The organism is Brucella sp. NBRC 12950, from assembly GCF_030268145.1.
Taxonomy (GTDB): Bacteria; Pseudomonadota; Alphaproteobacteria; order Rhizobiales; family Rhizobiaceae; genus Brucella.
Map to the genome: position 1 here is coordinate 326,421 of NZ_BSQC01000004.1, position 16,200 is coordinate 342,620.

Genomic DNA, 16,200 nt, shown 5'->3' on the forward strand with positions numbered 1-16,200 from the left:
GGAATACGAGAATGATTTTCGAGCTATGGATCATGTGTGGCATCATCCTGCTCTGCATCATTCTGTCGGGCTTTTTTTCCGGCGCGGAGACGGCACTGACCGCCGCATCCCGCGCCCGAATGCTCACTTACGCGCATAATGGCGATGAACGCGCTACAGTGGTTCAATATCTCATTGGAAGGCGCGACCGGCTGATCGGTGTGCTTCTGATTGGCAACAACCTCGCCAATATTCTTGCCTCGTCGATTGCTGCCAATATCTTCTTGCACCTGTTTGGTGATGCAGGGGTGGCCTATTCGACGCTGGCGATGACCATCATTCTGGTCATTTTTGCTGAAGTGCTGCCCAAATCCTGGGCCATTTCCAGCCCTGACCGCTTTTCGTTGAATGTTGCACGCCCTGTTTCAGCGGTTGTAACTTTTCTCGGCCCGGTTTCGGGGCTGGTGAACTGGATCGTGCGCAAAATTCTCCGATTGTTCGGTGTTAATCTCGCATCCGGCCGTTCGATGCTTTCCGCACAGGAAGAATTGCGCGGTGCGGTCGAAGTGCTGCATCGCGATAAATCACTGATTAAGGAAGATCGTGATCAGCTCGGCGGTCTATTGGATCTTAAAGAACTGGAAGTCAGCGATGTCATGGTGCATCGCACATCCATGGGCACGATCAATGCTGATGCGCCTGCTGATCAGATTGTCGGTGATATTCTTGCAAGCCCGCACACGCGTATGCCGGTCTGGCGGGATGAGATCGATAATATCGTCGGCATCATCCATACCAAGGATCTGCTGCGCGCGCTTTACGATGTCGATAATGATTTCTCCCGCATCGACATCATGAAAGTGGCGCGCAAACCGTGGTTTGTGCCTGACACAACCACACTTCAGGACCAGCTTGACGCGTTTCTGCGCCGCAAGGCGCATATTGCCGTCGTTGTTGACGAATATGGTGATGTGCAGGGATTGGTAACGCTGGAAGACATTCTCGAAGAGATTGTCGGCGACATTTCCGATGAACACGATATCGACATGCAGGGTCTGCGGTTGCAGCCGGATGGTTCCATTCTGGTCGATGGTTCTTTGCCGATCCGTGATCTCAATCGCGCGCTGGGTTGGAAGCTTCCGGATGAGGAAGCGACCACCGTTGCCGGTCTGGTGATTCATGAAACACAGACCATACCGGAAGTGAAGCAGGCATTTACCTTCCACGGAAAGCGCTTCTCGGTGCTGAAAAAGGAAAAGAACCGGCTCACACGTCTGCGCATCGTGCCGCTGGATGCCGATGGCAAACCGCTTTCTGGTGTTGTCGTTGCGAAGGTTTCATCCTGATGGCTGTGCCATCCAGCAAACAGGAACTGCTTGAGGCAATTGAAACAACTTATGCACGGCTCGTGCTTGATCTTTCACGCGTTGAGCCGGAGCAGACCAAATCCAGAACCATGGAAGGTCATGCAAAGGGTACGCTGATGAGCGTGCATGATCTCGTCGCCTATCTGACCGGATGGAACGAGCTGGTGCTCAAATGGTGCGAACGGCGCGATCAGGGGCTTGCAGTCGATTTTCCGGAAACAGGTTTCAAATGGAATGAACTTGGTGCTTTAGCGGCCAAGTTTTACCGGGATTACGAAACGCTATCCTTTGAAGCGCTTTTATCCCGATTTGAAACGGCAAAGAATGCGCTGCTGACCTTAATCAAGGCGCGCACGGACACTGAGCTTTACGGCGTCCTCTGGTATGAAAAATATACGCTGGGCCGCATGATCCAGTTCAACACGTCCTCGCCCTATGCCAATGCGCGCGGTCGTCTGCGCAAATGGCTTAAGGCGTCGGCATAAAACATCAGCGGCGCGTCGCTTCACCGGGCGCGGTAGGCTCCAGTGCGAGTGCGTGAACGCCGGTTTCAAGCTCTTCTTTGAGAAGATCGTTGATGGCGCGATGGCGCGCGATGCGACTCATACCCTCAAACTTGGCAGATACGATGCGCACGCGAAAATGTGTTTCGCCGGTTCCATCATAGACCTCATGATGGCCACGATCTTCGTGATGATGGCCTGCATGGAGGTGGCTTTCATTTATGATTTCAAGCCGTTCCGGAGAGAAAGCTGCATTAAGCTTGGCTTCCATTGAAGATTGTTTGCTATTGTGAATGGACATTTTGGCCAGTTCTCCCCATATAGACGTTGTGCCTCATATAGACGTCGCCTCGGCGGCAACCCGTGGGGCAAATCCGCACAGGAATTGCAATCTGCATCAAAATTTCGCCCTGAATTCATGGCCAAAACCATTCAGGATGAAATGTCAATTCTTGTTTAGTCACTCTTAATTCGCATAATCCGATTCGATGACAACGCACTCAAAACTTTTCGACAGCATCCGCATCCGTCCCAAGAAGGAAGCGGAAAAGAAGTCCAGCGGTCCCTGCTGCCAGTGGGACGGTTGCGATAAGCCGGGCACGCATCGTGCGCCGGTCGGGCGCATGCGCGAGGGTGAATACCTTCATTTCTGCGTGGATCATGTCCGGGAATATAATAAGAATTTCAATTATTTCTCCGGTTTGTCCGACGGCGAAATCTCGAAATTCCAGAAGGATGCGATCACTGGCAATCGCCCGACTTGGTCGACGGCATCCAACTCCACCGCTTCCGCACGCACGTCGCCGGATATGGCGACCCGTCGTTCGGGTTCGGCTGCCTATCACAATCGTCTGCGCGATCCGTTCAATTTCGTCAAAGATGCGAAAAGCAACCCCGGCACTGCCAAAGCTGTGCAGCGCAAACCGCGCACTTTGGAAGTAAAGGCGCTTGCAACGCTCGGTCTTGATGCAAATTCGACTAGCGATATGATTAAGTCGCGCTATAAAGAACTTGTGAAGCAACACCATCCCGATGCAAATGGTGGTGACCGCGGGTCTGAAGAAAGATTTCGCGAGGTCATTCAGGCTTATCAATTGCTCAAGACAGCAGGTTTTTGCTAAAGCCTCTGTGGGCTTTATGAGGCCGAGTATCAGGGCATGTTCAATGCCCTGACGGACATTCATCTACTGCGCTTGCGCGCAGATGCGATTACGGATGCCCGCAACTGAACAGAAGGGCGTCATCCGGTTCACCGAAAGGCTCCCTGATCGAATTTGAATGTCGCGGCCGGACAGTCCTGCCGCTCTGGAGGCATGATGAACAAGGTTGAGCGGGATATAGCCAATTTGCCGGATACAACGGTTTCGGTGCGCGAAGTGTTCGGAATTGATTCCGACATGCGGGTGCCGGCCTATGCGGCAGGCGATTCCTATGTGCCGGAACGCGATCCGGATTATCTTTTCGACCGTCAGACGACGCTCGCGATCCTCGCAGGTTTTGCATTTAACCGCCGCGTGATGGTTTCAGGCTATCACGGCACCGGTAAGTCGACCCATATCGAACAGGTCGCTGCACGCCTCAACTGGCCTTGCGTTCGCGTCAACCTCGACAGCCATGTCAGCCGTATCGATCTCGTCGGTAAGGATGCAATCGTCGTAAAAGACGGTATGCAGGTTACTGAATTCAAGGACGGCATTCTGCCTTGGGCCTATCAGCACAATGTTGCGCTGGTTTTCGACGAGTATGATGCGGGTCGCCCGGACGTCATGTTCGTGATCCAGCGCGTTCTGGAAACTTCGGGCCGTCTGACCTTGCTCGACCAGAGCCGCGTTATCCACCCGCACCCGGCTTTCCGTCTGTTTGCGACCGCCAACACCGTTGGTTTGGGCGACACGACCGGCCTTTATCACGGCACGCAGCAGATCAACCAGGCCCAAATGGACCGCTGGTCGATCGTCACCACGCTCAACTATCTGCCACACGACAACGAAGTGAACATCGTTCTCGCCAAGGCCAAGCATTACCAGAATGCGGAAGGCCGTGAGATCGTGAACAAGATGGTTCGCGTTGCCGACATGACCCGTCAGGCTTTCATCAACGGCGATCTTTCGACCGTGATGAGCCCGCGTACCGTCATTACATGGTCTGAAAATGCCGCGATCTTCAATGATGTCGGCTTTGCATTCCGCCTGACCTTCCTCAACAAGTGCGATGAGCTTGAGCGCCAGACGGTGGCTGAGTTCTATCAGCGTGCTTTCGGTGAGGAACTTCCAGAATCTGCTGCCAATATCGTATTGGCATAAGGCTGGATGAAACCTGCCGCCCATAACGGGCGGCGGTGCTTTGTATAAAGTCAGGATAGGCAGATGTCGGGCCAGAAGTCAGCAATAGGCGATAATTCGCGCGAGCGTAAAAACGGGCCGGTTGATTCCGAACCGTTCAAGCGGGCAATGACCGCGACCATGCGCGCTATTTCCGGCGAGAATGAGCTGGAAGTGGCTTTCAGCAATGATCGTCCGGCGCTGACCGCCAATCGTGCCCGCCTGCCTGATCTGCCAAAACGTCCGACGGCGCATGATGTTGCCGTTACGCGCGGTCTGGGTGATTCCATGGCGTTGCGTCAGGCGCGCCATAATGCCCGTATTCACGCAAGCCTTGCGCCGGAAGGCAAGCAGGCGCGCGCAATCTATGATGCGGTCGAGCAAGCGCGTGTGGAATCCATTGGTGCCCGCGCAATGGCCGGTGTTGCCAATAATCTTGCGACTATGCTCGCAGATAAATATGCCCGCGCCAATTTCTCCGATGTGACCGACAAGGAAGATGCGCCGCTTGAAGAAGCGATCTCGCTTCTGTTGCGCGAAAAACTGACCGGTCGCAAAGCTCCTGCCGAAGCTGGCCCTGTGCTTGATCTCTGGCGTGAGTGGATCGAACAGAAGGCCGGTGCAGAGCTTGCCCGTCTTGGCGAAAATCTGGAAGATCAGCAGGCTTTTGCACGCACCGTGCGCGATATGCTCGCTTCCATGGATATGGCCGAGGAGCTTTCTCAGGAAGAGCAAAGCGACGAGCAGGACGAAGATAACGAACAGACGCCAGACTCAGACGAAAATGAGGAAGGCGGCGAAGAAAGCCAGGAAGGCTCTGATTCGGCTGAAAGCGACGAATCGGACAGTTCCAGCGAAGAAGGTGAGCAGGGCGAAATGGATGCCGCCGATGCGGCTTCCGACGATATGGACGACAGCGAAGATGTCGATGCGGAAACGCCGGGCGACACGCGCCGTCAGAACCAGCCTTTTGCCAATTTCGCAGAGCATGTCGATTACAATGTTTTCACGCGCGAATTCGATGAGGAAGTAGAAGCCACCGATCTGTGTGATGAGGCTGAGCTTGATCGTCTGCGCGGCTTCCTCGACAAGCAGCTGGCCAATCTGCAGGGCGTTGTTGGACGTCTCGCAAATCGTCTGCAGCGCCGTCTGATGGCGCAGCAGAGCCGTTCCTGGGATTTTGATCTGGAAGAGGGCTATCTCGATAGTGCACGTCTCGTGCGTATCGTTATCGACCCAACACAGCCGCTTTCCTACAAGATGGAACGCGATACGGATTTCCGTGATACGGTCGTAACGCTGGTTATCGATAATTCCGGTTCGATGCGTGGTCGTCCGATCACGGTTGCAGCGACCTGCGCCGATATTCTTGCCCGCACGCTGGAGCGTTGCGGCGTGAAGGTCGAAATTCTCGGCTTCACCACCAAGGCTTGGAAGGGCGGTCAGTCGCGCGAAGCATGGCTGGGTCGTGGCAAGCCGTCCAATCCGGGCCGCCTCAACGATTTGCGCCATATCATCTATAAGAGGGCAGACGCGCCATGGCGCCGCGCACGACGCAATCTCGGCCTGATGATGCGCGAAGGCCTGCTCAAGGAAAATATCGACGGTGAAGCGCTGATCTGGGCGCATCAGCGCCTGTTGGCTCGTCCTGAACAGCGCAAGATCCTGATGATGATTTCCGACGGTGCGCCGGTGGATGATTCAACGCTTTCGGTCAATCCGGGCAATTATCTTGAGCGCCACTTACGCGCGGTCATCGAAGAGATCGAAACCCGTTCTCCGGTTGAGCTGATCGCTATTGGTATCGGTCATGACGTCACCCGCTATTATCAGCGTGCCGTGACCATCGTGGACGCGGAAGAGCTAGCCGGTGCAATGACCGAGCAGCTTGCATCCCTGTTCGAAGAACGGGGCGCAGAAGGCAAAGGCCGCGGACGCCGTCGCGCAGGCGGACGATAATACCAAGGCGCCGAGACGCTGGCGCATCGCGCCTTGAAAAAGACTACTGCCCACTCGAGCTTAACCAAAACTCCATGAATCATACTCATGGAGTTTTGGCATAAGATAGAGGGGCATTTTGAGCGCGCATTTTATCCGAAAAACGGTTTACCCTTTTTGGACCAAGCTTTAGGGTCTCTTTTAAGCCTGCTGGCGGGTTGCCGCGAGCACGATTTCGCGAATGCAGACGCCCTGTGGCTGGTCATAAGCATAGACAATGGCGCGGGCAACGTCGTCCGCTGAAAGCACAGGCGCGCCCATATCCTTCTTCCACGCTTCATAGCCTGCCTTGATGCCTGCGTCGTTGGTGTGGCTGAGAAGTTCGGTCTCGACGGCACCTGGAGCTATCGTCACAACGCGAACGTCATGCGGCGAGAGTTCCTCACGCAGATTCTCAGAAAGCCCGTGTACGGCGAATTTCGTGGCCGTATAGGCCACATGATTAGCGAATGTCTTGCGACCTGCCACGGAGCTGATGTTGATGATGGTGCCATGTTTGCGTGCCACCATGCCTGCCGAGACGGCATGGATGCCATTGAGAAGGCCTTTGACATTGACCTCAAGCATCCGGTCCCATTCATCCGGGTTCTGCTTCGTTGCATCGCCCAGCAACATGACACCGGCATTGTTGACGATGACATCCGCAGGGCCGAACTTGGCTTCGGCTTCCTGAACTGCAGCTACAAGAGCCTTTCGGTCGGTTACGTCGACCGACTTGCAGAGCGTGTTGGGCAGGTTGAGCTTTTCCATGACGTCCAGTCGACGTGCAAGAAGCAGCAGCGGATGGCCGCGATCAGCAAACATCTTCGCAGCAGCCAGGCCAATGCCAGAACTTGCGCCGGTAATAATGACGAGCGGAAGTTTTTCCTTATTAAAGGACATCTAATTCATCCTTATCTAAATATAAATATCTCAACGAAGAAGCATTAAGACCGCTAAGGAAATAAATCTTCGCGGATCATGCTTCTTGTGAACAATATAGAAAATGGCTCCGATAAAGAAAGACGGAAGATCATCCGACTTTTTATCGAAGCGCGGTTCTTATAGGCTTTACTCGCTGAGAAAAACCAATTTCTATTAAGATCAACGGATCGTGACTTCTAAAGATTAGTGTTTTTCGCAGCGTTGGCGCGGTCTGGCGCATAGAGTGCCGGTGCGAAAATCGCCAGAATGGCACCATAAGGTACCAGCATCAGCGTTCCCATCACGACCTTTACGAAGAAGTCACCGAAAGCCAGTGAAGCCCAGAGGGGTACGCCAAGGCCAAGGAACGAGGCGGGTTCTGCCAGCGACGAATCGGGCATGCCGGTCATCGCGTCGATCCACGCAAAGCTTGCAGCAAAGGCTATGGAGAAGAACAGGATCGTATCAACGACCGAGCCGAACATTGCAGCTGCGAAGGGCGCCTTCCACCAGGTCTTCTGACGCAGGCTATTGAAGACTGTAATGTCCATGAGCTGTGCGATCAGGAATGCCGAGCCGGATGCAATGGCAATACGCGGGGTTGCAAGCCAGATCGACATGAGGACGCCAAGCACAAAACCGGCATAGACGACCTTGCGTGCGGCTGAAGGACCGAAGCGGCGATTCGTCAGATCATTGACGAGGAATGCCACCGGATAGGTGAAAGCACCATAGGTGAGCAGTTCACCAAGGCCAAAATGCTGGAAAGGATATTGAACAAGGATGTTCGATGCAGCCACAGCTGCACACATCGCTATCACCGCCGGCAATAGCCGGGCAAAAGAAGGACCTGTCATAGGCATTTTTTTATCCTGGGTGATGGAACCAGCAAAAAAGGCTGACGCGAGTCAGCCTTTTTTGTCAAACTTTAAAAAGCTGATTGCTTATGCAGCAGCTTCAGCCTGCTTCTTAGCGATCTGACGCTTCAGCAGGCGAGCGCGCTGCGAAAGTTCCTTGTCGTCAGACTTGACGAGGAATGCATCAAGACCACCGCGATGCTCAACCGAACGCAGAGCAGAAGCGGAGATGCGCAGACGATAGCTCTGGCCGAGAACTTCGGACATCAGCGTAACGTTGCAGAGGTTCGGCAGAAAGCGACGACGCGTACGGTTGTTCGCGTGGCTTACATTGTTGCCGTACTGGACCGAGGTGCCGGTCAATTCACAAGCGCGGGACATTTTGGTCTCACCTTCAAATTTTTGTTTCTCAGGCCCCGACTCGAATGTCCGAATTCAACGCAATCATAGCAGTATTTCTGCTGCTGGCGCGCGATCTCGGACAGGCGGCCTATTGGGAAAGTCGCGTTTCTATAGTGAGAGTAGCGATTACAGTCAAGATAGATTCCGTCATGATGGCCCAAAGGCGCGCATTTACGGCCTTTTGCGGTATCGGAAGACCCTCCCGATCATAACTTCGCCGATTTTTGCTGTTCGACAGTTAATGCTGAAAGAGAATTCTACGCAGATTTGGAGCCATTTATAGTCAAAAGCGCAAAGACAAACTACAGCATGGGTCGGAAAAACAGAATCGGTTTTGCTGACGCGATGCGTGGATTTGGATTGCTGGGGCACTGTTCGTGCGGGTGCACGGTGCTTCACGGGGCGAATATCGTGAAAGGAAAATCTGGCATGATCGAGCAATCGCATTTCTTCAAGCCGGTGAAAAGCGAGTGGATGCAGAATGGGGCAGCGCGGCGGGGTGTTGCATTGCTAACCGGATTGGCGATTGCGAGTGTGGCTGCAATAAGCAGCGCTCAGGCAGACGCTCTCTACCGAACAGAGTATGAAATCTCGATGTTCGGCCTTTCGATCGCGCGTTCTGCGATTGAAACCACCGTTAAAGGTTCGAGTTACGGTGTGAATGGGCGCTTCAAGACATCAGGCATCGCGCGCGTTTTCGATGATACGGACGGCACCGTCTATGTTGGCGGCAACTCGGTTCAGGGTAAAGTTATTCCATCCGCTTTCGATCTTGCTTACAAGCATGGGCGAAAGAACAAGAGTACCAAGATACGTTTTTCGAGTGGCAATGTGACCGAATCGGAAAATCTGCCGCCGGTTAAAAAGCGCGATCCTTGGGTGGAAACAGCCCCCAATGATCTGGTCAATGTGAGTGACCCGCTCAGTGCGCTGATGATTCCCACCAAAGATCCAAAAGCCGTGTGCAATCGCACGCTTCAAGTTTTCGATGGTCAGACCCGTGCCGATATTCGATTGGCGTTCAACGGCACAGAATCTTTCACGACGGAAGGTTTTACGGGCGAATCGGTGATCTGCTCGGCCAAGTTCGTGCCGATCTCAGGCTACCAGAAGGGCAAGAAGGCCATCGACTATCTGAGCACGCGCAGCAAAATGACGATCTCTTTCGCTTCATTAGGCAATTCCGGCATCTATGCGCCGGTTGTTGCCCGCATAGGCACGCAGCTCGGGACGCTGAAAATCGAGGCGACTCGATTCGAGAAGATTCAGTAAGGCGATGGCCGCTTATTGATGGTTGCGTCTGAAGTTTAGTGCTTCGGATGTACGCATTCATCGTGATTGCCCAGGATTTCGATAACGCGGCACTGGTCGATACGGCCATGTGCCGTGCAATCCAGCATCCGCAAAAGTTCAGTTTTCAAAGACAATAGTTTGGTGATGCGATGCTCGACATCGATCAGGCGCGCGCGTGCAATAGAATCAGCTGCAGCACATGACTGGTCGGGATTGTCCTGAAGGTCTAAAAGCGTGCGGATCGCATCCACTTCAAAGCCCAGATCGCGCGCATGGCGGATGAATAACAGCCGCTGAATATCGGCATTATCATAAAGGCGGCGATTGCCTTCCGTGCGCGGAGGCACCGGAAGAAGCCCGATTTGCTCGTAATAACGGATAGTTGGCACTTTAACACCGCTGGCTTTCGATGCTTCGCCAATCGGAACATTGGTAATCATTTTTTCTCTTGCTCCTCTAGTCACTAGAGGATGTAGACCTTGTTTCAGACAATTCAAGAGTGGTCTCGATAGGGGCAGGTCATGAACGAGATTTTGAAACAAAACCGTTTTCGCGTTGAAGGAATGGATTGCGCATCCTGCGCGACAAAAATCGATACGGCTGTGCGCCGCGTTTCGGGTGTGGAAGATGTTTCCGTGTCGGTGACGACGGGCATGATGACGGTACGCCATGATGGCAGCAGCGATCTGGAAAGTGTTGCCAAAAAGGTTCGCAGCCTTGGCTATGGCATCGAACCATTGGCTGACGAAAAAGCGCCTGCCAAGCATGAGCATCACGATCACGACCATGCAGGCTGTAGCGGCCATGATCATGACCACAAGCACGACCACGACCACGATCATCATGATCACGCTCATGACGAACCCGAAGTAAAGCAGATTGCAGCGGGCGCCGACAGTTTACGCTTCAGCGTGGAGGGTATGGATTGTGCTTCCTGTGCCGCCAAGATCGATACGGCTGTTCGTCGTGTTGGCGGGGTGCAGGATGTGTCTGTTTCCGTCACAAATGGCACTATGACCGTCAATCATGACGGCTCGGCCAGTGTTGACGAGATTGCCGCGAAGGTTACGGCACTTGGATACAAAGCCAGCGCGCAATCGACAGGGGCGCTCAAAATCCAGCCAAGGGTGCCTGCAAAACCGAAGCGCTGGTGGCAGAGCGGCAAGGGCCAGATGATGCTCGCCTGTGGCGGTGGTCTGGTGGTTGCCTATATTGTTGGCCATCTTTATCCGCCGATTGAATTATGGGCCTTTACGGCTGCAATGCTGATCGGCCTCATACCGATTGCAAAGCGTGCTTATTCCGCAGCCATCAATGGCACGCCGTTTTCGATTGAAATGCTGATGACTATTGCGGCCATTGGCGCTGTCATAATCGGTGCGACCGAAGAAGCTGCCGCTGTCGTCTTCCTGTTTCTGGTTGGTGAATTGCTGGAAGGTGTGGCCGCAGGCAAGGCGCGCGCAAGCATTCAGTCACTGACGGCATTGGTGCCGAAGACCGCCTTTTTGGAAAGCAATGGCACAACGAAAGAAGTGCCAGCGGAAGAGTTGAATGTCGGCGATGTGATTGCCGTGCGTCCCGGCGACCGTATGCCTGCTGATGGCGAGATTATTGCTGGCGAAAGCGCTATTGATGAAGCGCCGGTGACAGGTGAAAGCACGCCGGTTGGCAAAGCCGTGGGTGACAGCGTGTTTGCTGGCACCATTAATGGCGATGGTTTGCTGCGGGTGAAAGTGACAGCCGCAGCGCAGGATAACACTATTGCCCGCGTTGTGCGGCTTGTTGAAGAAGCACAGGAAGCCAAAGCACCCACAGAGCGTTTCATCAATCGCTTCTCGACTTACTATACGCCGGGTGTGGTTGTCGTGGCGGCTCTGGTTGCCATTCTGCCGCCGCTAGTCGCGGGTGCTGAATGGGGCGAATGGATTTATAAAGGCCTGGCCATTCTGCTGATTGGTTGCCCCTGTGCGCTGGTTATTTCGACGCCTGCAGCCATTGCCGCCTCGCTTTCGGCCGGTGCGAGGCGTGGGCTGTTGTTGAAGGGGGGCGCAGTTCTTGAAACGATAGGCAAGATTACGACCGCCTGTTTCGACAAAACCGGTACGCTGACAGAAGGCAAGCCGCAGGTAACGGATGTTCTGTCTGGTGCTCTTTCGGAAGAAGAAGTCTTGCGTCTGGCTGCATCACTTGATGCAGGTTCAAGCCATCCGTTAGCGTTAGCGATTGTCGGTGCATCAGATACGCGTGGCCTGAAACTCTCAGCCGTTTCGGCAGGTAAGGCACATGGCGGCAAGGGTGTGTCAGGTAAAGCTGATGGCATTGAGCTGTTCTTGGGTTCGCGCAAGGCTGCGAATGAACTCTCTGCCATTCCGGACGATCTGGCGGCGCGGATCGCTGCCTGCAATGATGAAGGTAAGACGGTTTCTGTCCTGGTTGCAGACGGCAAAATTGCAGGTGCCATCGCCATGCGTGATGAGCCGCGCGCGGATGCGATTGCGGGGCTTAAGACGCTGAAGGATGCCGGTATTCGTACCGTTATGCTGACCGGCGATAATCGTCGCACGGCAGAAGCTATCGGCAAGGATCTGGGCATCGAAGTGCGCGCCGAACTCCTGCCGGAAGACAAGCAGCGGATCGTTGGCGAGTTTCGCAATGCGGGTCAGGTTGTTGCCAAGGTTGGCGATGGTATCAATGACGCGCCAGCGCTTGCTGCGGCCGATGTTGGTATCGCCATGGGTGGCGGTACGGATGTTGCGCTGGAAACTGCGGATGCAGCGGTGCTGCATGGTCGCGTCGGTGATGTGGCTGCGATGGTCGATCTGTCGAAGCGGACCATGCGTAATATTCATCAGAACATTACAATCGCACTTGGTCTTAAAGCAGTATTCCTTGTGACCACGGTGCTGGGGATCACTGGCCTCTGGCCAGCAATTCTGGCCGATACCGGCGCGACTGTTCTGGTGACAATCAACGCACTACGGCTGCTAAGGCAATCATCTTGAAAGAAAAAACCGGCGAAGGAAACTTCGCCGGTTTTTCATTGATGCTCTATTCGCCGATCAGTTCGCGAATGCGGTCGCCATATTGTTTGCCAAAGGCGAGGTGCTCGGGATTGATCTGCTTCACTTCATCGACAAGCTGATCTTCTTCTTCGGCATCGGCTGCTGCAAGCGCGCTCATCATGGCGAAATAGGCGAGAAGATAATCGCGTGGCTCGATGTTTTGCGCCTTCATCACCTCAACCACTTGCGGGCGGGACTCGATGCTCTTGACCATGGAATCCATCGACGGCTGCGCATCCTGACCTTCTTCGGCAGTCGGTGAAAGCTGCATATCCTCAAGCTGCGTATGGATTTTTTCCATACGCGTCAGGAGGTCTTCGGTCAGCTTGAAATTGTTGATGTCAGCTGGTGTCTGCGGTGGCGTTGCAATTGCCAGAATGTCTTCGGCAAAGGCCATGTTCGCTGACTGCGGAAGGATCGCAAGAGAAAGGCCGAGCAGAGCTGCTGCATGAAACTGTTTGAAGCGAGAAATCGTCATCATGGTAATGTCCTAGAATAAATCCTTACGCTTACGGATTTCCGCGAAAACCGCTTCATCAGTTGCGCCCTGCATTCCAAGCCGCGTGCGAATGCGGCCATCGTGCCAGCGAAGAAATGGATTGGTTGCCATTTCAAGCGCTATGCTTGTGGGCAGGGTCATCTTATCAGCTGCGCGAAGCCGCGCAATCTCGGCTGCACGTTCCTTCAATGCCGAATTGTCGGGATCGATGGTGAGGGCAAAGCGTGCATTGCTCTGCGTATATTCGTGGCCGCAATAAACGGCAGTATCGCCCGGCAGCGCCACAAGCTTTTGCAGCGACTGGAACATGATATCCGGTGTTCCTTCAAACAGTCGACCGCAGCCCAGTGCAAAAAGCGTGTCGCCTGTAAACACGACTTTTGCTTCCGGCAGATAAAAGGAAATCTCGCCAGCCGTGTGACCGGGCGTGGAAATCACTTTGACCTTGAAAAGTCCGAAGGTGAACTCGTCGCCGTCCTGAACAGTACGGTCAAGTGTCGGGATTTTGCTTTGCTCAGCCTTTGGTCCGATGATGCTGACGCCGAATTTGGCTTTCAGCGCTTCGTTGCCTTCGACGTGATCAAGGTGATGATGCGTCGTGAAAATGAAGTCGAGCGTCCAGCCACGGCGCTTGAGCGCCGCTTCGATTGCGTGCGCATCCGGCGCGTCGATTGCCGCGGTCAGCTCACTTTCAGGATCATGGATGAGAACGCCATAATTATCGCTGCGGCAGATGAACTGTTCGATATCGAGTCTTTTGTCGATCTGGGGCATGGCGTCCTCCATTTTCATGCGTTTGTTATTCGGCCTTCACCGAACTCTTATTCATTCGGCTTTCGTCACGTTCTTATTCATTCGGCTTTCGCCTCAGGCAAAGTGTGCTTCTGGATAAGCGGCATTTGTGAAAGTGTGAAGACAATGGTTATCGGCATGATGCCCCAGACCTTGAAGGAAACCCAGGCATCGGTCGAAAAATTGCGCCACACCACTTCATTGGCAATTGCCAGGAAGATGAAGAACAGGCCCCAGCGGAAGGTCAGCTTGCGCCAGCCCTCTGCATCCAGCTTGAAAGCCGAATCAAACACATAACCAAGCAGGGATTTGCCGAACAAAAGCCCGCCGAGCAGGATCGCGCCAAACAGCGTGTTTACGATGGTCGGCTTCATCTTGATGAAGGTGTCGTTGTGCAGCCAGAGCGTCAGCGCACCAAACACCAGAACCACGATGCCGGAAATGAGCGGCATCATCGGCAGGGTGCGTGTCATCGACCATGAAATGGCAAGCGCAATCACGGTTGCAACCATGAAGAGTGCGGTTGCCAGAAAGATCGGCTCGCCAATCTGGCCAAGCACCGGAAAGCGTTCGATCAGGCTTTCACCACGCGCATTGGCAAAAAAGAACACCAACAGCGGTCCGAGTTCCAGCGCAAGCTTGAGCAGCGGCGGCACTTCCTTGCGTTCTGCTTCGGTCTTTTGCGACGGATCGCGTTCGAAAACGGGATGCTCCATCAGGCAACTCCTGCGATGGCGCGGGCAAAATCCTTGGCCGCAAATGGTTCAAGATCGTCGACGCCTTCGCCGACGCCGATGAAATAGATCGGAAGCTTATGCTTGGCCGAAATGGCCACCAGAATGCCGCCGCGTGCCGTGCCGTCAAGCTTGGTCATGACGAGGCCGTTAACGCCAGCAATATTCTTGAAAATCTCGACCTGATTGAGCGCATTCTGGCCGGTGGTGGCATCCAACGTCTGGAGAACCGTGTGCGGGGCTTCCGGATCGTGTTTGCCAAGAACGCGAACGATCTTGGCGAGTTCGTCCATCAGTTCGGCCTTGTTCTGTAAACGGCCTGCAGTGTCGATGATAAGAACATCGCTGCCCGCATCTTTGGCCTGCTTCCATGCATCGTAGGCAAGGCCTGCTGCATCGGCCCCGAGCTTGCTCGAAACAACCGGGGAACCGGTGCGCTCGCCCCAGATATGGAGCTGTTCGATGGCGGCGGCGCGGAAAGTATCACCTGCCGCAAGCATGACCTTGAGGCCGCCAGCGGTGAGCTTTGCAGCAAGCTTGCCGATGGTCGTGGTCTTGCCGGTGCCATTGACGCCGACAACCAGAATGACATGCGGCTTATGCGAGAGATCAAGCTCCAAAGGTTTTGCGACGGGCCCAAGCACCTTTTCGATTTCCGCGCCCATGATGTTGCGCACTTCTTCGCCGGTCACGTCCTTGCCATAACGACCGGACGACAGCGCATCGGTCACACGCATGGCCGTTTCAAGGCCGAGGTCTGCCTGAATAAGCACGTCTTCAAGATCCTGCAACGTATCTTCATCGAGCTTGCGCTTGGTGAAGATACCGCTGATTGAATCACTCAATGAATTCGATGAACGCAGCAGGCCGCGACGCAGGCGCTCAAACCAGGAAAGCTTTGGCTCAGGCGCTGCCTCGACCGGCGCTTCTTCCTGATGTTCTTCAACGGCCTTTGCGACCTTGACCTTTTTGGGCTTCGCTGCCTCTGGTGGAGATGCGGGCTCGACTATTTCCTCAACAACGGGTGCCTCTGAAACTTCAGGAGCTTTCGCGACTTCAACCTGTTCGGGTTCAGCAACAGGCTCTGGCTCTGGCTCGACGACGGGCGCAACAACGCGCTCGGGCACAGGTGCTTCAACCACGATCGGTTCCATCACCGGTGGCTGTTCAATCGGGATTTCGATCTCGGCAACCGGATGCTCCGGTTCTGCCTTTTCTTCCTCAACCGATTCAGTGGCAGGCTCTTCAATCTGCTCAGGCTCTGGCTCTGGCTCTGGCTCAGGCTCACTGGCGATCACTGGTGCTTCCGGTTCGGAAATAACCACTTCAACGACGGTGTTTTCGGCCTCGTTAGGCGCTTCGACGGTTTCCGGAAGCTGTGTTTCTAAAGCCGCTTCCACGGCATCAGGAGCGGGCTGTTCGACCGGCTTTTCTTCAACCTCCTTCTTGCCGAAGGAGAACATTTTCTTGATGAAACCCATTGCCATGAA

Annotated in this window: 16 protein-coding genes; 7 read left to right on the plus strand and 9 right to left on the minus strand. The window is 54.4% G+C overall.

Annotated features, from left to right (window positions below):
* Positions 1–11: 11 nt before the first annotated feature.
* Complete coding sequence (locus QSJ70_RS08935) at positions 12–1,325, plus strand: HlyC/CorC family transporter (RefSeq protein ID WP_007872290.1); 1,314 nt, start codon at positions 12–14, stop codon at positions 1,323–1,325.
* On the plus strand, positions 1,325–1,831 hold the full coding sequence (locus QSJ70_RS08940; RefSeq protein WP_285535822.1) for a ClbS/DfsB family four-helix bundle protein: 507 nt from the start codon (positions 1,325–1,327) through the stop codon (positions 1,829–1,831). Before QSJ70_RS08935 ends, QSJ70_RS08940 begins: the two co-directional genes overlap by 1 nt.
* A gap of 4 nt (positions 1,832–1,835) precedes the next feature.
* Here the strand turns inward: QSJ70_RS08940 and QSJ70_RS08945 are convergent, their stop codons facing one another.
* Complete coding sequence (locus tag QSJ70_RS08945) at positions 1,836–2,150, minus strand: BolA family protein (RefSeq protein WP_064322198.1); 315 nt, start codon at positions 2,148–2,150, stop codon at positions 1,836–1,838.
* 187 nt (positions 2,151–2,337) lie between these two features.
* Here QSJ70_RS08945 and QSJ70_RS08950 point away from each other — a divergent pair, with 187 nt between their 5' ends.
* The 3 genes from QSJ70_RS08950 to cobT all read left to right on the plus strand — a co-directional run bounded on the left by QSJ70_RS08950 (position 2,338) and on the right by cobT (position 6,129).
* Positions 2,338–2,970, plus strand: a complete 633-nt coding sequence (locus tag QSJ70_RS08950) for a J domain-containing protein (protein WP_007872284.1) — start codon at positions 2,338–2,340, stop codon at positions 2,968–2,970.
* A 195-nt stretch (positions 2,971–3,165) separates the two neighbouring features.
* Positions 3,166–4,152: a cobaltochelatase subunit CobS gene (cobS, locus tag QSJ70_RS08955; protein WP_007872282.1), complete on the plus strand. Its 987-nt coding sequence runs from the start codon at positions 3,166–3,168 to the stop codon at positions 4,150–4,152.
* 63 nt (positions 4,153–4,215) lie between these two features.
* On the plus strand, positions 4,216–6,129 hold the full coding sequence (gene cobT, locus QSJ70_RS08960; protein ID WP_285535825.1) for a cobaltochelatase subunit CobT: 1,914 nt from the start codon (positions 4,216–4,218) through the stop codon (positions 6,127–6,129).
* 180 nt (positions 6,130–6,309) lie between these two features.
* Here the strand turns inward: cobT and QSJ70_RS08965 are convergent, their stop codons facing one another.
* The 3 genes from QSJ70_RS08965 to rpmB all read right to left on the minus strand — a co-directional run bounded on the left by QSJ70_RS08965 (position 6,310) and on the right by rpmB (position 8,309).
* Complete coding sequence (locus tag QSJ70_RS08965; RefSeq protein WP_285535826.1) at positions 6,310–7,050, minus strand: SDR family oxidoreductase; 741 nt, start codon at positions 7,048–7,050, stop codon at positions 6,310–6,312.
* Positions 7,051–7,268: 218 nt separating this feature from the next.
* The gene (locus QSJ70_RS08970; protein WP_105519028.1) at positions 7,269–7,934 is read right to left on the minus strand and encodes a queuosine precursor transporter; all 666 of its coding nucleotides are present in this window, start codon (positions 7,932–7,934) and stop codon (positions 7,269–7,271) included.
* 81 nt (positions 7,935–8,015) lie between these two features.
* The gene (gene rpmB / locus QSJ70_RS08975) at positions 8,016–8,309 is read right to left on the minus strand and encodes a 50S ribosomal protein L28 (protein WP_007872272.1); all 294 of its coding nucleotides are present in this window, start codon (positions 8,307–8,309) and stop codon (positions 8,016–8,018) included.
* 495 nt (positions 8,310–8,804) lie between these two features.
* Here rpmB and QSJ70_RS08980 point away from each other — a divergent pair, with 495 nt between their 5' ends.
* Positions 8,805–9,602 (plus strand): DUF3108 domain-containing protein, encoded by a 798-nt coding sequence (locus tag QSJ70_RS08980; RefSeq protein WP_235819019.1) that lies wholly within the window; start codon positions 8,805–8,807, stop codon positions 9,600–9,602.
* 35 nt (positions 9,603–9,637) lie between these two features.
* On the opposite strand, the gene QSJ70_RS08985 is transcribed toward QSJ70_RS08980, so the two are convergent.
* Positions 9,638–10,060: a MerR family transcriptional regulator gene (locus QSJ70_RS08985; protein ID WP_181152471.1), complete on the minus strand. Its 423-nt coding sequence runs from the start codon at positions 10,058–10,060 to the stop codon at positions 9,638–9,640.
* Between the two features lie 84 nt (positions 10,061–10,144).
* On the opposite strand from QSJ70_RS08985, the gene QSJ70_RS08990 reads away from it, so the two are divergent.
* Positions 10,145–12,625 carry a heavy metal translocating P-type ATPase gene (locus QSJ70_RS08990; RefSeq protein ID WP_285535829.1) on the plus strand — a complete coding sequence of 827 codons (2,481 nt, stop codon included), beginning with the start codon at positions 10,145–10,147 and terminating at the stop codon, positions 12,623–12,625.
* Positions 12,626–12,671: 46 nt separating this feature from the next.
* Here QSJ70_RS08990 and QSJ70_RS08995 read toward each other — a convergent pair whose 3' ends face one another.
* From QSJ70_RS08995 to ftsY, 4 genes are all read right to left on the minus strand, one after another.
* Positions 12,672–13,166 carry a hypothetical protein gene (locus tag QSJ70_RS08995; protein WP_285535831.1) on the minus strand — a complete coding sequence of 165 codons (495 nt, stop codon included), beginning with the start codon at positions 13,164–13,166 and terminating at the stop codon, positions 12,672–12,674.
* Between the two features lie 9 nt (positions 13,167–13,175).
* Positions 13,176–13,958 carry a hydroxyacylglutathione hydrolase gene (gloB, locus tag QSJ70_RS09000; protein ID WP_079212430.1) on the minus strand — a complete coding sequence of 261 codons (783 nt, stop codon included), beginning with the start codon at positions 13,956–13,958 and terminating at the stop codon, positions 13,176–13,178.
* A 77-nt stretch (positions 13,959–14,035) separates the two neighbouring features.
* Positions 14,036–14,692 (minus strand): septation protein A, encoded by a 657-nt coding sequence (locus QSJ70_RS09005; protein WP_007872257.1) that lies wholly within the window; start codon positions 14,690–14,692, stop codon positions 14,036–14,038.
* Positions 14,692–16,197 (minus strand): signal recognition particle-docking protein FtsY, encoded by a 1,506-nt coding sequence (gene ftsY / locus QSJ70_RS09010; RefSeq protein ID WP_285535834.1) that lies wholly within the window; start codon positions 16,195–16,197, stop codon positions 14,692–14,694. The genes QSJ70_RS09005 and ftsY overlap by 1 nt, the downstream gene beginning before the upstream one ends.
* Positions 16,198–16,200: the final 3 nt, after the last annotated feature.

What these genes read in the sequence shown, in the direction of transcription:
- rpmB (WP_007872272.1), bottom strand. Translation starts at nt 8,309, where the DNA reads ATGTCCCGCGCTTGTGAATTGACCGGCACCTCGGTCCAGTACGGCAAC.
- cobT (WP_285535825.1), top strand. Translation starts at nt 4,216, where the DNA reads ATGTCGGGCCAGAAGTCAGCAATAGGCGATAATTCGCGCGAGCGTAAA.
- QSJ70_RS08995 (WP_285535831.1), bottom strand. Translation starts at nt 13,166, where the DNA reads ATGATGACGATTTCTCGCTTCAAACAGTTTCATGCAGCAGCTCTGCTC.
- ftsY (WP_285535834.1), bottom strand. Translation starts at nt 16,197, where the DNA reads ATGGCAATGGGTTTCATCAAGAAAATGTTCTCCTTCGGCAAGAAGGAG.
- QSJ70_RS08935 (WP_007872290.1), top strand. Translation starts at nt 12, where the DNA reads ATGATTTTCGAGCTATGGATCATGTGTGGCATCATCCTGCTCTGCATC.
- gloB (WP_079212430.1), bottom strand. Translation starts at nt 13,958, where the DNA reads ATGCCCCAGATCGACAAAAGACTCGATATCGAACAGTTCATCTGCCGC.
- QSJ70_RS08980 (WP_235819019.1), top strand. Translation starts at nt 8,805, where the DNA reads ATGCAGAATGGGGCAGCGCGGCGGGGTGTTGCATTGCTAACCGGATTG.
- QSJ70_RS08970 (WP_105519028.1), bottom strand. Translation starts at nt 7,934, where the DNA reads ATGCCTATGACAGGTCCTTCTTTTGCCCGGCTATTGCCGGCGGTGATA.
- QSJ70_RS08990 (WP_285535829.1), top strand. Translation starts at nt 10,145, where the DNA reads ATGAACGAGATTTTGAAACAAAACCGTTTTCGCGTTGAAGGAATGGAT.
- QSJ70_RS08950 (WP_007872284.1), top strand. Translation starts at nt 2,338, where the DNA reads ATGACAACGCACTCAAAACTTTTCGACAGCATCCGCATCCGTCCCAAG.
- QSJ70_RS09005 (WP_007872257.1), bottom strand. Translation starts at nt 14,692, where the DNA reads ATGGAGCATCCCGTTTTCGAACGCGATCCGTCGCAAAAGACCGAAGCA.
- cobS (WP_007872282.1), top strand. Translation starts at nt 3,166, where the DNA reads ATGAACAAGGTTGAGCGGGATATAGCCAATTTGCCGGATACAACGGTT.
- QSJ70_RS08965 (WP_285535826.1), bottom strand. Translation starts at nt 7,050, where the DNA reads ATGTCCTTTAATAAGGAAAAACTTCCGCTCGTCATTATTACCGGCGCA.
- QSJ70_RS08940 (WP_285535822.1), top strand. Translation starts at nt 1,325, where the DNA reads ATGGCTGTGCCATCCAGCAAACAGGAACTGCTTGAGGCAATTGAAACA.
- QSJ70_RS08945 (WP_064322198.1), bottom strand. Translation starts at nt 2,150, where the DNA reads ATGTCCATTCACAATAGCAAACAATCTTCAATGGAAGCCAAGCTTAAT.